This window comes from Collinsella aerofaciens ATCC 25986, assembly GCF_964237925.1.
GTDB lineage: Bacteria > Actinomycetota > Coriobacteriia > Coriobacteriales > Coriobacteriaceae > Collinsella > Collinsella aerofaciens_BJ.
In genome coordinates, this window is the sequence record NZ_CAXSKI010000020.1 from 24,340 (window position 1) to 39,585 (window position 15,246).

At 59.4% G+C, this 15,246-nt stretch carries 12 protein-coding genes; 2 read left to right on the forward strand and 10 right to left on the reverse strand.

Features of this window, described 5'->3' with window-relative positions:
- Positions 1-72: 72 nt before the first annotated feature.
- The 7 genes from nhaA to ACESWY_RS08995 all read right to left on the reverse strand — a co-directional run bounded on the left by nhaA (position 73) and on the right by ACESWY_RS08995 (position 7,620).
- Positions 73-1,431: a Na+/H+ antiporter NhaA gene (gene nhaA / locus ACESWY_RS08965; RefSeq protein ID WP_373094007.1), complete on the reverse strand. Its 1,359-nt coding sequence runs from the start codon at positions 1,429-1,431 to the stop codon at positions 73-75.
- 267 nt (positions 1,432-1,698) lie between these two features.
- On the reverse strand, positions 1,699-2,622 hold the full coding sequence (locus tag ACESWY_RS08970) for a manganese-dependent inorganic pyrophosphatase (protein WP_373094008.1): 924 nt from the start codon (positions 2,620-2,622) through the stop codon (positions 1,699-1,701).
- Positions 2,623-2,754: 132 nt separating this feature from the next.
- Positions 2,755-3,708, reverse strand: coding sequence for an ROK family protein (locus ACESWY_RS08975; protein ID WP_373094010.1), 954 nt, complete (start codon positions 3,706-3,708; stop codon positions 2,755-2,757).
- Between the two features lie 241 nt (positions 3,709-3,949).
- Positions 3,950-4,282 (reverse strand): PTS sugar transporter subunit IIA, encoded by a 333-nt coding sequence (locus ACESWY_RS08980; protein ID WP_199411192.1) that lies wholly within the window; start codon positions 4,280-4,282, stop codon positions 3,950-3,952.
- Between the two features lie 9 nt (positions 4,283-4,291).
- Positions 4,292-4,594, reverse strand: coding sequence for a PTS sugar transporter subunit IIB (locus tag ACESWY_RS08985; RefSeq protein ID WP_035137700.1), 303 nt, complete (start codon positions 4,592-4,594; stop codon positions 4,292-4,294).
- Positions 4,595-4,755: 161 nt separating this feature from the next.
- Positions 4,756-6,099 carry a PTS sugar transporter subunit IIC gene (locus tag ACESWY_RS08990; protein ID WP_373094013.1) on the reverse strand — a complete coding sequence of 448 codons (1,344 nt, stop codon included), beginning with the start codon at positions 6,097-6,099 and terminating at the stop codon, positions 4,756-4,758.
- A 120-nt stretch (positions 6,100-6,219) separates the two neighbouring features.
- The gene (locus ACESWY_RS08995; protein ID WP_373094015.1) at positions 6,220-7,620 is read right to left on the reverse strand and encodes a glycoside hydrolase family 1 protein; all 1,401 of its coding nucleotides are present in this window, start codon (positions 7,618-7,620) and stop codon (positions 6,220-6,222) included.
- A gap of 303 nt (positions 7,621-7,923) precedes the next feature.
- On the opposite strand from ACESWY_RS08995, the gene ACESWY_RS09000 reads away from it, so the two are divergent.
- Together ACESWY_RS09000 and ACESWY_RS09005 are read left to right on the forward strand one after the other, a co-directional pair.
- Positions 7,924-8,643, forward strand: coding sequence for a GntR family transcriptional regulator (locus tag ACESWY_RS09000; protein WP_373094017.1), 720 nt, complete (start codon positions 7,924-7,926; stop codon positions 8,641-8,643).
- Positions 8,644-8,717: 74 nt separating this feature from the next.
- Positions 8,718-9,650, forward strand: a complete 933-nt coding sequence (locus ACESWY_RS09005) for a type I phosphomannose isomerase catalytic subunit (protein ID WP_373094019.1) — start codon at positions 8,718-8,720, stop codon at positions 9,648-9,650.
- A gap of 238 nt (positions 9,651-9,888) precedes the next feature.
- Here the strand turns inward: ACESWY_RS09005 and ACESWY_RS09010 are convergent, their stop codons facing one another.
- From ACESWY_RS09010 to ACESWY_RS09020, 3 genes are all read right to left on the reverse strand, one after another.
- Entirely contained in the window at positions 9,889-10,656 is a 768-nt protein-coding gene (locus ACESWY_RS09010) for a hypothetical protein (RefSeq protein ID WP_225093950.1), read from the reverse strand.
- On the reverse strand, positions 10,644-11,597 hold the full coding sequence (locus tag ACESWY_RS09015) for a hypothetical protein (protein WP_373094021.1): 954 nt from the start codon (positions 11,595-11,597) through the stop codon (positions 10,644-10,646). Before ACESWY_RS09015 ends, ACESWY_RS09010 begins: the two co-directional genes overlap by 13 nt.
- A gap of 436 nt (positions 11,598-12,033) precedes the next feature.
- Complete coding sequence (locus ACESWY_RS09020; protein WP_373094023.1) at positions 12,034-14,934, reverse strand: ATP-dependent helicase; 2,901 nt, start codon at positions 14,932-14,934, stop codon at positions 12,034-12,036.
- Positions 14,935-15,246: the final 312 nt, after the last annotated feature.

Consider the following 15,246-nt stretch of genomic DNA (forward strand, 5'->3'; position numbering starts at 1 on the left):
CAGGTGGCAAGTACCACTCAAAACCGCGTTTTACATGCGCTCGAGCAGGCTCTGGCGTCTGTTTCTACGCGCCTACTCGTTCTTGGGCGCGGGGTGCTTGCAGATCACACTCATGTAGATCATGCCAAGTACGGCCGCGGTGACAGAGCCGGCGAGAATAGCGGCCTTGGCAGCCAGAACCTCAAACTGGGCCGTCGGGAAGGCGAGACCGCTGATGAGAATCGACATGGTAAAGCCGATGCCGCCCAGAATGCCCACGCCGGCAATCATGTGCCAGTTGACGTTGCGCGGTAGCTCGCAGGCCTTGAGCTTGACCAAGGCGAACGTCATGCCAAAGATGCCGATCGGCTTGCCCAGCAGCATGCCAAAGTACACGCCGAGCGTCACCGGGTCGGTGAGCAGCGTGCTCATGTCCACGCCCACTAGGCGAACCTGTGCGTTGACGAACGCAAAGATCGGCAGGATCACAAAGTTGACCGGCGTGGAGATCAGACGCTCCATGCGGATGAGCGGCGGGGTCACGCGGTGCATGACGCGCTCGACCCTGGTGGTCGAGACGGTAAAGTCATGCTGGCCCAGGATGTGCGCCTCGTCGTCGTAGCGGTCGTCGAGCAACGGCAGGCACTCGCCCAGCCAGTCGGTCAGACTATCGAGCTTGACGCCGCACTTGGCCGGAATGGTAAAGGCCAGGATGACGCCAGCAAGCGTGGCATGCACGCCGCTCTTGAACATGCAGAACCACAGCAGCAGGCCCAGTACCGAATACGGGGCAAGGCGGTAATGCTGCGTCTTGTTGAGCCACACGAGCGCGCAGGTCACAAGCGCGGCGGCGCCCAACCAAAACGGATTGGGGCTCTGGCCGTAGAAGATGGCGATGGCGGCGATGGAAATGAGGTCGTCGGCGATGGCGAGCGTCGAGAAGAACACGCGCACGCCGTTGGGCACGCGATTGCCCAAAAGCGACAGCACGCCCAGCGCAAAGGCAATATCGGTTGCCATGGGAATGGCCCAGCCGTTGTGCGCGCCGGCATGGTTAAAGATCAGATAGATGCAGGCGGGAACGACGACGCCGCCCACGGCCGCCAGCATGGGAAGCATAGCCTGGCGCGGGTTTTTGAGCTCGCCAACTGTCATCTCGTACTTGAGCTCAATGCCCACCAACAAAAAGAAAATCGCCATGAGGAAGTCGTTGACGAATAGCTCAACGGTGAGACCGGCCGTAAGGTTGCCCAGACCCACATACAGCGGGGTCTCCAAAAAGTGATGGATGGCCTCATAGGCATCGGTATTGGCGCAAATGACGGCGGCGATGGCGGCGAAGACCATGACGGCGGCGGAAATCGTGCCGTTCTCGGCGATGCGCTCCCAGATGTCGTGACGCTCAAAGCGCTTGCGCTCACGAACGTTGAACAGCTGCTCAGTTGCTGCCATGGGCGGCTCCTTTCACGGGAAAGCTCCCGTCTTAAAAAAGCACGGCCCGCCCAAGTGGCGGCGCCGCGCTCTAACGTATTACGCTTGCATCTAGCCTACCCTGCACGACAAGCACGCAGGCATGGCCGAAAAGCGGAACCACAGGTTGAACATTATTTGTTCAACGGCGCAGGCTCACCTGTCCAAGAGACGACGCGGCGCCGTGCACAAAAAACGACCGGAGCGCGGGGCGTCCGCGATCCGGTCGTGGCGTTTGGTCAACTAAACCTAGCAGGCGGCCATGATGGGGGCAGCGACCTGCTTCTTACGGGAGAGGACGCCCGGCATCCAGACGCCGTCGTGCTCGTCAGCAATGCCCAGGCCCTTCTGAGCAGCCTCGGTCTCGCCCTCGAGCAGGACCTGCGAGCCCTCCTCCATGATGTCGGTGATGCACAGGACAATGCCGTCGGCACCCTTCTCGGCGGCGTAGGCGCGCATAGCCTCGCGAATCTCGTCGATCATGCCGAGTGCGCGGGTCTTGTCGACAGTCTCGTACTGGCCGATGAGCAGCTTCTTGCCGGTGGGCTCGAACATCTTGATGTCGTTGCCGACCATCTCGGCTGCGGTGAAAGAGCCAGACGGACGGGTGAGGAAGACCTCCATGCCAAACTTAACCGGATCGACGCCCACCTGTTCGCCGAGCTTGGCGGCGACGGCGCGGTCGACATCGGTGGTGGTGGGGCTCTTGAGCATGAGCGTGTCGGTCATCATGGCCGAGAGCAGCAGCTTAGCCTGGACGTCGGAAAGCTCAACGCCGAGCACGCCGGCGAGCTTGGTGACAATGGTGCAGCTGGAGCCCCAAGGCAGGCAGATGTAGTGCAGCGGGCCGGCGGTCTCGAAGTCGCCGATGCGGTGATGGTCGACAACACCAAAGACCGTGGCGTCCTTAAGGCCGGCAACGGACTGGGCAGACTCGTTGTGGTCGGTGAGGACGACGAGCTGACCGGCCTCGACGGACTCGATCACGCGGGGCTCGGCGATGCCGGCGTCGGCGAGCAGCTTGGCGGACTCGGCCGGAAGCTGACCAAGGGCGCAGGCCTCGTAGGTGTTGCCGGCATACTCAACCTGGTTGAGCAGCTGGGACAGGACGACGGCGCTCATGATGGCGTCGTTATCGGGGTTCTGGTGACCAAAGACAAGAACGTTTGCCATGGATATCCTCCACTTGATATGTGTACTTGGACGTAGCTATGGTAGCACGCCGATGCCGAGCCTTCGCAGACGGAAGGGCCACGGCATATTTTGGGGCAAGTGTTGGAGCGAAGTCTGCCCCCTTTGCACCAGCTATTTGCCGGCGGCGCGCAGAGCTACGTAGGCGGCACCGATGATGCCGGCGTCGTTTCCGAGCGAAGCGACCTTAATGGGCGTCTCGCGCGAGGCAGAGAGCGCGTAGCGCTGGAAGTACTCGCGAGCCTTGTCGAGGTAGACATCGGCCGAGGCGGAGGCGCCGCCACCGATCAGGAACATCTCGGGGTCGACCACGTTGGCGATAAGTGCCAGAGCACGGCCGAGATAGTCGGCCATGGTGTCGGCCGCGGCCAGCGCGAGCTTGTCGCCCTCGCGGCAGGCCTGGAACACGTCCTTGGAATCGGAGGGGCCGGTGAGTTCGATGGGGTCGACGCCCGCCTTCTTGCACTCGGCCAGGTAATTGCTCACCACGCCGGTGGCACTGGAATACTGCTCTAGGTGGCCATGGCCGCCACAGCCGCAGGTGCGCTCCTCGGCCGGGTTCAGGCACATGTGGCCAATCTCGCCGCCGGCGCCCACAACGCCCGATACCACGTCGCCGTTAACGATAACGCCGCCGCCCACGCCGGTACCGATGGTGACCATCACCACGTTCTGCACGCCCTTGGCAGAACCGAGCCAGGCCTCGCCCATGGCAGCGGCGTTGGCATCGTTCTCGTACTTAACGACCGCGTCGGGACAGTGCTTTTGAATGGCGATCCTCAGCTCGGGCAGGTTAATGGCAATGTTGGCCTTGACCTTGGCATCGCCCGATGCCGGGATGGGGCACGGAACGGCCAGGCCAATGCCCGCCACAAAGGCACGCGGAATCTGGGCTTTGGCGACCACCTGGTCGATAGCCTCGGTCACCGCGGCAAAGCCCGCAGCGTCAACGATGGGAGGCGTGGGCACGCTGGCCTTGGCAAGCAGGTTGCCGTCCTCGTCGAACAGGCCCTCCTTAACCGAGGTGCCGCCGACGTCGATGCCGATGTAATACTGCTTAGGTTCCATGGGAGCCTACCTTTCTCGTTTAAACATTGCCTGTATGGTACCGCTCCCAAGGCAAAAACCCACCAAAAAGGGACAGGTTTGTTTTGGCAGGCTTTATCTGGGGAAACGCGAATGGTCGCTTAATAGGTCGCGCAAGACCTTCCCCAAATATAAAGGCGCCGTGAGGCGGAGACTCCCGGCGCCCGTCAAAGGGACTATGTTGTCTGTTGGACCGCACGGTCCATCGCGGCGATAACGCCGACTAGGCCTTAAGTGCCTGCAGCTGCTTGTGGATCTCGATGAGCTCCGTTGCCATGACGCGCATGGTCTCGGTGCCGGCCATCTGGTCCTCGGCATGCAGCAGAATCAACGGGGCCTCGCCGTTACGCTCGCCGTTGGCCTCTTTCTTCAGAAGCCCCATGTGAACATCGTGGCCACCGTTATAGGCCTCGTCGCCCTGCTTGATAAGCTCCTCGGCGGCGTCAAAATCGCCCTCCTTGGCCTTCTGCACGGCATTGATGTACATGCTCTTGGCGGTACCGACGTAGCTGATGATCTCGAAGCAGGTCATCTGCAGCTCGTTCATATCCTCCATATGCTGCACCTAACCCATCACGCTGACGCAATGGTCGATGATGCCCGCAGCGTTCATGCGGCCGTAGTCGACCATGTTGATGACCTCGACCGGGAAGCGACCGGCGGCCTCCTTCTCAAAATCGCCCTTGGTGTAGCCGATCTGCGGACCAAGCAGCAACATGTCGCACTCATCCAGGTGATCGTGGGCCTCATTCATGGGACGAGCCTCGACCTCGATATCCAGACCACGGTTTGCAACCTCGGCCTGCATCTTCTGGACCAGCAGGCTCGTGGACATGCCGGCATTGCAGCAGAGCATGATCTTCTTCATGGTTTCCTCCTTATAACTGCGCGGCGCGCAGACGACAACTGGTTGTATTCCTTGCGGCTATTGTGCCCGCTCCCCTGTATCTTTACGCAAGGGAGAGAGCCGCGGGCACCGGCACCGCGTACCGGCGCCCGCAAAGGTGAAAGGGACGAACGTTAGGCGTTCTACTCGGCGAGAGCCTCCTGCTTGGCGATTGCCTTCTCGGAAATCTTCATAAAGGGCAGGTAGACGGCCATGCCAATGACAATCTCGAGAGCCTGCCACACGCCGGCGCGCCAGTCAAAGCCCGTAGCGAGCAGGGCATTGATGACGGGAGGCATGGTCCAGGGCACCTGGGCGATGCAGGGGCTGATGATGCCTGCGCAGGTAAGGCCATAGGTGATGCCGATGAACAGATCGGGAAGAAGGACGAACGGGATCATGAGCGGCAGGTTGTACACGATGGGGTAACCGTAGATAACCGGCTCGTTGATGTTGAACAGACCAGGCAGGATAGCCATCTTGGAAACGGTCTCGGAAGCCTTGTTCTTGGAGAACAGGAGCGTGTCGAGCAGAAGCATGAGGGTGCAGCCCGAGCCGCCGATGAGGGCGAAGCTGTTAACGATCTGCATGTTCATGTAGTGATCGGGCTGGATGGTGCCACCGGCGGCAAAGGTAGCCATGTTGTCGACGATGAGCATGGTCAGGATCGGCTCGACGGTAGCGCCAGAGATGGTGGACTGGTGAATACCGACGCAGAACAGCAGGTTAGCAAGGGTGTAGATGAGGATAACAGCCCACGGACCGGCGTTCATGATGCTCTTGAGCGGGTTGGAGATGCACGTGGAGATGATGGTGCACAGATCGGTGCCGGCGCACACGGCGAGCAGGGCTGCGGCAAGAGCGAAGATCGCGAGGTTGAGCAGCATCGGGATCATGACGTTGAAGGAGTTGGAGACCGCGGGAGGCACGCCCTCGCCCAGCTTAACCTTGAGCTTCTCGACGCCAGAAATCTTGATGAAGAGCGAGACGGAAAGCAGGGCGATGATAATAGCCGAGAACAGACCGTTGGTGCCGGTGTTGGCAGTCGAAAGGGCGCCCGTGACCTCGGCGGAGGTGATCTTGTCGGTGAGCAGCGGGCTCGTGGCGGAAAGCGAGGCGGTGATCTGCTGCGGCATCATGATGACGAAAGCAGAGATAGCGACGACCACGCAAGCGAGCGGGTTATCGAAACGCTTGTTCTTAGCGAGGCTGTAGCCAATCAATCCGGCCAAGATAATGGCAGAGACGTTGAGGGTGCCCAGCGTAATTGCCGAACCCCACGTCTGAAGGTTGGCAAGGCCCGCCGCATCGAGCGGGAACAGGGGGAACACGACGTTGTTAATAAGAACCGCGATACCCGCAAGGATATAGAGCGGCGTGATGGTCGCGAAGGCGTCACGCAGGGAACGCAGGTGAACCTGGTTTCCCACCTTCGCAGAGACCTCGGCAAACTTGTCGAGGAAGCTCTTTCCGTTGTCACTGGCCATGATTGCTCCTAACTTTCAAATCCGGCCTTTTCCTATGCGCACGGTGGTCTGTCGCCCTCTGCCACCAGATGTGCCATGTGTTGCGCGCAGCGGCGCGCGGTCTGGGCGTTCGCCCGGTCGCTAATCAACCACGTGGGTCGTGGCGACCTGTTTGAGCCAGGCCGCCGACTTCTTAAGGCGGCGCTTATAACCGTCCATAAGGTCGACCTCGACAAAGCCGTAACGGTTCTTAAAGGCATTCGCCCAAGACCAGTTATCGATGACGGCCCAATAATGGTATCCGCGGCACTTGGCACCCTCGGCAATTGCCTTGGCAACCCACTCCAGGTGCTGGCGTACAAAGTCGACGCGGTAGTCGTCCTGGATGGTTCCTTCGGCATCGCGGTTCTTGTATTCGTCCATGATGCCGATGCCGTTCTCGGAAACGAACCACTCAAGTTCGGGGTAGTTCTTTGCGCAGTCCATGCCAAAGTCGTAGAGGCCCTGCGGGTAGATCTCCCAGCCGCGGCTCTCGTTCATAACGGCATCGGGCCACACATACTCGTCGGCAAAGTGCGGCAGGCCGTACTGGTCAATCTTGCTCGCCGGCGCCTGAACGCGCGTGGGGTGGTAGTAGTTGCAGCCGAGCCAGTCGACAACACCCTGCTTGAGGATCTCTTGGTCGCCGGCACGGAACGGAAGCTTAACGCCGCCCTCGGCCAGGCTGTCGAGCACGTCGGCGGGAAGCTCGCCCTTGGTAATGAGGTCGAGCCACCAGCGGTTGTTGATGCCGCTGGTCATACGCACGGCCTCGAGGTCCGCCTCGCTGGGGTTCTGCTTGGTGTAGACCGGGGTAAAGCAGTTGATCATGCCGATCTTGGCATCGGCGCGAATAGCGCCCTCGTCATAGGCGCGACGATAATTGGCCACGGCCAGCGCGTGCGCCAGCGAGATGTGATACTGCACGGTGCGGGCGCGGTTGAAGTCATGGAGCTGCGGGAACCACACGCCCTCCTGATAGCGCTGCTCGGGCTCGACGATGGGCTCGTTAAAGGTGAACCAATACTTAATCTCCTGGCCAAACTCGTGGAAGGCGACGTCGGCGTAATGCGCGTAAGCCTCGACGACCTCACGGCTCTCCCAGCCGCCACGGTTAAAGAGGTAGGTGGGCATGTCAAAGTGGTACAAGTTGACAAACGGCTCCAGGCCGGCCTCGCGAGAGGCGCGGAACAGCTCGTGATACCACGCAGCGCCCTCCTCATTAAGGTTGCCGTCGGCATCGAGCAGACGGCTCCACTGGATGGAAGTGCGATAGGTATTCAGGCCCAAGTCCTTCAAAATGCGAAAGTCTTCCTGGTACTTGGCCATAAAGTCATTGCCGGCATAAGAGCCAACGCAGTTGTAGAACGAGCCCAGATCCTGAATGGACCAGGTGTCCCACAGGTTCTCGAGCTTGCCGCCCTGGTTCCACTGACCCTCAGTCTGCGGGCCGGACATAGCAGCGCCAAAGAAGAAGTCGTTGGGCAGCTGATACTGTGCCATCAAAGTCCTCGCTTTCGTGTTCTAGAGCTTCCGGTTGGAGACGGGTTTGCTTTGGCAGGTTATCCGGCGCGGGCGCGCACCGGTCATACCGATATCCAACCCGCCAAAACAAATCCTTCTCCAAACAGTACAAGCAAACGCCAATGCATCTCGCTTGTTGTCTATAACTATAGCGCTCTAGTTTTCTATGTAAAGCGTCTTTTTAACTTTTCTTTATCGAACTTCTTTCATGAAAGCCATATGGATGCTTTTTAAGTGGGTATACTTTCTTAATATTCAACGCAAATATGAAGGGAGGATTGCATGATTCCCAAATACGAGGCGATAGCTGCAGATATCCGTCGAAGCATCGAGGACGGCGCCCTTAAGCCGGGCGATAAGTTGCCCACCGTCGTAGAGTTTTGCGAGCTCTATAGCGTTTCTAAGATCACCGTCAAACGTGCGATTGAGCAGATTACCGAGGAGGGCCTGATCACCAGTCGGCGCGGATCAGGCACCTACGTCAAGGACACAGCGGGGCTTCCCGGCCAGGTGTTTTTCCAAGGCAAGAACGACCGCGCCCAAGGCTTTTCGTACGAGCATCGCGGGGAGAAAGTGACCTCGGTGGTCTACGATTTCTCGATTGTTAATCCACCAGCGGACATCGCAGCCCAGCTGGGAATTGCCGAGGATGACTTTGCCTATCACATCGTGCGCGTGCGCCAGGTCGACGAGAAGCCCATCGTTATCGAGTACACCTATATGCCGCTCGAACTGATCCCGGGCCTTAAAAAGAAGGACCTGTACGGATCGGTCTACGGCTTTATCCGCGAGCAATGCGGGCTGAAGATTTCGAGCTTCCATCGCACCATACGCGCCGTGGCGGCAACCGAGGAAGAAGCCGAGCGCCTGGATACCAAACCCGGCTCTCCCCTGCTCGAGCTCACCCAGATTGGCTTTTTGGACAGCGGCGCCGCCTTTGAGTATTCGGTCTCGCGCAACGTTGGCGACCGCTTTGAGTTGCACAACGTAACGTTGGCATAGGTTTTTGTAGTCATCCGGGCGCTCGCTTTGAGCTGTTTCGTGCAGCGCCCGCGCAACACAATGGGGGTATGAACATGTCCGATTTGATTAAACTGACGCCGATCTTTCACGAGAAGATCTGGGGCGGCCGCCAGCTCGAAACCGTATTTGGTTACGACATTCCCAAGGGTCCCATCGGTGAGTGCTGGGCCATCTCGGCCCACCCCAATGGCGACTGCCAGATTGCGGAGGGCCCGTATGCCGGTCACACGCTGTCGTGGCTGTGGGCCGAGCATCGCGAGCTCTTTGGCAACTGCGAGGGCAAGGAGTTCCCGCTACTCGTTAAGATTCTGGACGCCAAGGACGACCTTTCGATCCAGATTCACCCCAACGACGAGTACGCCGCCGAGCACGAGAACGGCAGCCTGGGCAAAACCGAGTGCTGGTATGTGCTGGACTGCGAGCCCGGCTCCACGATTATCGTCGGCCAGCGCGCGCATGACCGCGCCGAGGCCGCACAGATGATCGAGGACGGCCGCTGGGACGACATGCTCAACGTGCTGCCGATCCACAAGGGCGACTTTTTCCAGATTGATTCCGGCACCGTGCACGCCATCAAGACCGGCACGCTCATTTTGGAGACGCAGCAGTCGAGCGACGTGACATATCGCCTGTACGACTACGACCGTCCCGGCACCGATGGCAAGCTGCGCCCGCTGCACATTGAGCAGAGCCTCGACTGCATCGACTTTGATGCTCAGGCTCTGACCGACGGCACGGTGACCGCGCCCGAAGTCGATGGCGTGACCGAGCTCGAGTCTAACTCCTGCTACACCGTCGATCGTGTGCGCGTCGACGGCAGCAAGACCCTCGACCAGCGCTGGCCCTTCATGTGCCTGTCGGTCATCGACGGCGAAGGCACCGTCTGCGGCGACCCCGTCCACAAGGGAAGCCACCTGCTGGCTCCGAGCACCGTGGACAAGATTGAGCTCGAGGGCAATATGGAACTGATTGTCAGCCACCTGTAGGTCACCGGTCCCCAAGCGCTCGCCGGGACGGGGCGCGGGGTTTGATCGCCTGCTCGGACAGTCCCGCTCGAACGGAGAGCACATTAAGTGCTCTCCGGCTCGTGCAGAACTCGCAATCGACCAAATCCCGCGCCCCGTCCCGGCGAACCTCTGACTAGTTACGACAATCAAAAAGCAACAAGGGGCTCTTCCGTTCATCAACGGAAGAGCCCCTGCCATACATTACGAATCAAGATGCCTACAAATACACTCTTTCGAGAAACGATAACGTGTCCTGAAGCCGCGCCCTTTCCTTACGGTTGGTCTGCCGATTTACATACGAAGCAAAGTCCGTAAGAAAATCCTCCGCATCAACCCTCATTTGCCCCGTTAGCTCCAAACGCGCTGAGGACGACAACAAACCGGCAAGTCGAGCAACATCTGAACGATGCTTCCGCCGATCTATATCGTTGCAATGACGCCCTTCTTCATAGCTCCTGTTGATATCAATGTGCGCACGCATCTTGAGGGGGATGATATGGAGCGCATCGAGCAACGTGATGCCCTCTACGTTCGTTGCGTTGTCGCGAATAAATTCGTAGTAGCCATCGTCGAGAATAATGGCGGAAAGACTCGATATCGCCCCGTCAAAGGAAAGAGGAGCTACCTCGCTCATTTCGTCTTCGAGCACAAAATCAGGATGTCGGGCAAACAACTCGATTTGACCGGGATAGTCTAGGGCTCGCCTTGATCCTTTGGGCAAACAGAACCGATAGTAAGTGCACTTTCCATCGCCGACCTTTCCAACCTCGTATCCAGCTGCTTTGATAAATGCCCACAATGCAGTGGCAAATTCAACGCCTTCCCCATCAACAATTACGACGACATCCAAATCTTCGGTAGCCCTGAATGAATCACCTTCGCTGTCAAATAGAACGCTGCAGGCCCCTCCACCAATAAGGACGTAACCACCTTTGCAGCTGCTCATGGCGTCGGCAAATCGCTCTATTCCCCTCACTTTTGGCATATCGTCCTCCTGAGTTGTTCGACCGCATCGAGCAGACGGTCATCTTTGTAATCCGCTTTTGCGCAGGCAACGTATAAGGAGAACGGGTCGACACATTGCAAACCTGTCGTATCAAAACTAACATCGGACGGCGCGTCCACGGGATACGACCAGATCTCAATCTCGATAGCGGCCGGTTCGTACCACTGGGCCTCCAACCATCTGTCGCCCATGTGCTCTCTTAAGGCATCTACCTGATACTTTTCGAGAGCAACGGTTGGGACAGAATCATTATGAGCAAGGTCGGACATATAGCTAAGGGCAGACACACCGGAAAGCAGCGCATCAACGGCGCGTAGCTCTGTTCTCTCGATAACCTTCTTGAGCCGGATTCGCTCTAAAACGGGTGTGCGAAGATAGTCCTCAAATCCATCCAGCAACGTCTCGGTCGACAGCCCGGCGTCGCACAATATACGCTTTTTGCCGTCCCGCATAATCAACCCAGGAGCTATAGCGGCGATTTCCGAAAGATAGCCGCTGACGCTTGCCGCGCTTTTGCCACACAGACGAGCTAGGTCGCCGGCGGAGCAGTCAACCCATCGTCCCGCGATGAGATTTAGAACGATTCGTTGAGATTGGGGCGAAAGCGAAGCAGCAGGAGAAGCACCCAGCACCTCATCGGAAATAACGGCTCCGATAAACGGCAGAAACGCATTTCGCTCATCTCGGATATATGCGATCCCCTCCGAAGAAAGCGCGCGCATAAAGCCTAAATCCATAGCATCCCAGCAAATTGCCACCGGGCGAGCATCTATCTTACGCACTGCATTGACGAAATTTCGCGCCGAAATGACACTGGGCGGTTCTTTTGGTTCCGCAACAATAAAACGGCCTTGCTCAGACATGCCGAGCCGCGCTAAGCGAAGCGAATACCGCTCGAGATACATGCGAGGAATCTGCATCTCAACTGGCTCCGAGTCGATGGCGAGCTCTAAAGAGAAGAGCCTTTTTGGGAGACAATTTAGCAGCATGTCCACTCACCGTTTTCATTTCAGTTACATTTAAGTATCTAACTGAAATTATACTGAATCGTATAAAATCATCAATCATCAAAGCCAAGCGCACCATTTAAAACGCAACAAGGGGCTCCCCCGTTCTTTAACGGGGGAGCCCCTTGCCATGTCTAAGTATTCAGCCCACCCGGTTCTCCAGATCAAAAAGCGAACCAGCAAAGCGACGTTCGTCCAGCAACGTTACCCAAGGACCTGGGCGGGCGTATAGGGCAACATCGATCGCGAGTTCCGCACGCAAAGGAGAGCACTTAATGTGCTCTCCGTCTTGCGCAGGACTGCCCGAGCAGGCGATGTTGCCCTATACGCCCGCCCAGGTCCGCCAGGATCACGACAGCTTGACGATCGGAGCAAAGCCCTTCATTAGCTTTTTGGTCTGGCCGGTCTTTTCGAATTGAACCTCGATCATGTCTCCAGCGACCGAGATCACGGTACCCGTGCCAAAGGTCTTGTGGCTCACGGTATCGCCCGCGGCAAAGTCCTGCGATGCGCTGGCACGATCGACCTTGCGCTCCACCGTCGGGGACACCTTGGACGACGGCTTTTTGGCTCGCGGCGCACCCGAACCAAAGGTCGAGGCAACACGGCCGGCATCGGGCGAAACCCCACGATGGCGCTCGGTCCCGTAGCTGCTGCCGCCAAAGAAATCGTCAAAGCTCGATCCGCCACGCGAACCGGAACCGCCGGTCGAGCGCGTATGCGAACCAAACACCTTGCCGCCATACATGTCCGAGCCCATACCCGATCCAAAGGTGCCGTGTCGGTCGCCGCGTTTCTCCCAGCCCGTGCCCTCAAAACCGGCAGAACCGATGCCGCTAAACTCGATATCCTCAAACGGAATCTCGTTGAGGAAGCGCGAGCGCGGGTTGGCAGAGGTCGAGCCGTAGGTGCGACGCGTGGCCGCATAGGTCAGGAACAGGCGCTTGCGAGCACGCGTGATGGCGACGTAGGCCAAGCGACGCTCCTCCTCGAGCTTGCCCGGATCGTCACTACCGCCAAAGTCGTGCACGTGCGGGAAGATACCCTCCTCCATGCCGGCCACGAACACCGCCGGGAACTCCAGGCCCTTGGCGGAGTGGATGGTCATCATGGTAATGGCATGCGTCTCGCCGGCCAGGGAATCCAAGTCGGAGCGCAGGGCCAGCCACTCCATGAGCGCCGGCAGCGCCTTACAGGTGAGCGGACCGTAGGTGCGCTCGATCTCGTCGGCATGCACGGCACCCGCCGGCATCTCCGTCGGCGCGGCATACGCGTTGCCCGCGATGGCGGCGGCCAGGGCATCCTGCGGAGACAGCGCCGGAGCGGCCAAGCTATCGAGCGGATTGGAGCCCGCGGCGTCACGCGCGCCAACGAGCGCCTCAAACGAGGATACCGGGGCAGATGGCCCCGGTTCGGGCGCAGGCGCGCTCACCACGACAGGCTCGGGCTCGGCGCTAGCAGGCACATCGGCAACACCGGCAGCGCGCAGCTCTTCCAAGCTCTCGAGCGTACCTTCGATATCCTCGTGCGTCTCCTCAAATTCGGCAGCGACGCCCAGGAATTCCTGGATGTTCTCGGCGCGGCTCTCGGACTCCATGGTGCCCTCGGCGCGAAACGCCTGCAGCAGGCCCGTCTTATCGACGATCATCTCGACGACGTCCTTGAGCTCGCCGTCCATGCGGCGGCCCTCGCGCACCAGCGAGACAAAGCTCGACAGGCCGTTGCGCACCTTGGCGCTAAACATGCCGGTTTCGGCGCACGCGATCTCGCAAGCCTGGAAGAACGAGCAACGGTTGTCGCGCGCCAGCTGCTCGATTTTTTGGATCGAGGTGGAGCCGATGCCGCGGCGAGGTGTGTTGATGACGCGCTTGACGCTCATCTCGTCGGCCGGGTTCACGATCATCTTAAGGTAGGCCATGACGTCACGAATCTCGGCACGGTCGAAGAATCGCGTGCCGCCCACGATCTTATAGGGCACGCCCGCGCGCAGGAACATATCTTCGAGAATACGCGACTGGGCGTTGGTACGGTAGAACACGGCGATGTCGTCGTAACTCATGCCTTTGGCATGCAGTTTCTCGATCTCACCGGCAATCCAGCGGCCCTCGTCGCGCTCATCGCTCGCCTGGAAGGCCTGAATCTTCTCGCCATCGCCCTCGGCCGTAAACAGGCGCTTGTCCTTGCGCTGAGAGTTGTGGCGCACCACGGCGTTGGCGGCGCTCAGGATGTGGCCCGTAGAGCGGTAGTTCTGCTCCAGCTTGACGGTCTTGCAGTTTTTAAAGTCCTTCTCAAAGTCCAGAATGTTGGTGATGTCGGCGCCGCGCCAGCTATAAATGGACTGGTCATCGTCGCCTACGACCATGAGGTTTTGGTACTTGGCGGCCAGCAGGTTAGCGATTTCGTACTGGACGTGGTTGGTGTCCTGATACTCGTCGACGCTAATGTAGCGGAAGCGCTCCTGGTACTTGTCGAGCACCTCGGGGCGGGTGCGCAGCAGCTCGAGCGCGCGCACGAGCAGGTCGTCAAAGTCCATCGCATTGGCAGCGCGCAGGCGGCGCTCCAGCTCCAAGTAGACCTGTGCGGCCTTTTTATCGTTGGGGCTATCGGCAGATTTGAGCATGTCCTCGGGCCCGATCATGGCGTTTTTGGCCGAACTGATCTTGCTGCGGATCATGTTGATGGGGAACTGCTTTTGCTCGATACCGAGTGCCTGCATAATGTCGCGCACCATGCGCTTGGAATCGTCGTCATCGTAGATGGTGAACTGACCGGTATAGCCCAGCAGGTCGGCGTCCTCGCGCAGCATGCGCACGCACATGGCATGGAAGGTGCACACCCACATGCCACGGGTACCGCTGGGAATAAGTGCCGCCAGACGCTCGCGCATCTCGGCCGCGGCTTTGTTGGTAAACGTGATGGCAAGGATCTGCCAGGGCTTAACACCCAGGTCGCCGAGCATATGGGCGATGCGGAAGGTCAGGACGCGGGTCTTGCCCGAGCCAGCACCGGCAAGGACCAGCAACGGACCCTCGGTCGTCAGGACGGCCTCGCGCTGGGCGGGGTTAAGGCTGTCGATGTCGACGAGCGGCTTAGCGGGCTTGGGTGCCGGTACGGGAGCATCGTAGATGTCGAGCGGGACGAGCTCGGGCTCCGGCGCAGCGGGGGCAGTGTATGCATCAAGCGGCACGGGTTCCGGCGCGGGCGGCACGGGTACCGCGGCATTCTTTTCCCAGGGCAAGGGCTGGGTCATGGGCGACTCCTCATCTGACGAACGGCGCGCCTGCGGGCAGCGCCATAGTTTGAGCCGTACCAGTATACCGAGCCGCGCGGACACCGACGCAAATCACACCACGACTCCGCGCGCTGCCATCGAGCCCGCCCCAGCGGATTTGGCGCAATGGGGGCAGGTTAGTCTGCACCATGTTGCTGCAAAGTAACCTGACCCCAATGCACCAATCACGGAGCCACCGATGTCATGGCAACGGCAGACACTATGACCCAATCCAGGGGCACGGAAACGACAGGAGCCCCCGCTCGTGACCGCGGGTCGGGGCTGCGACAA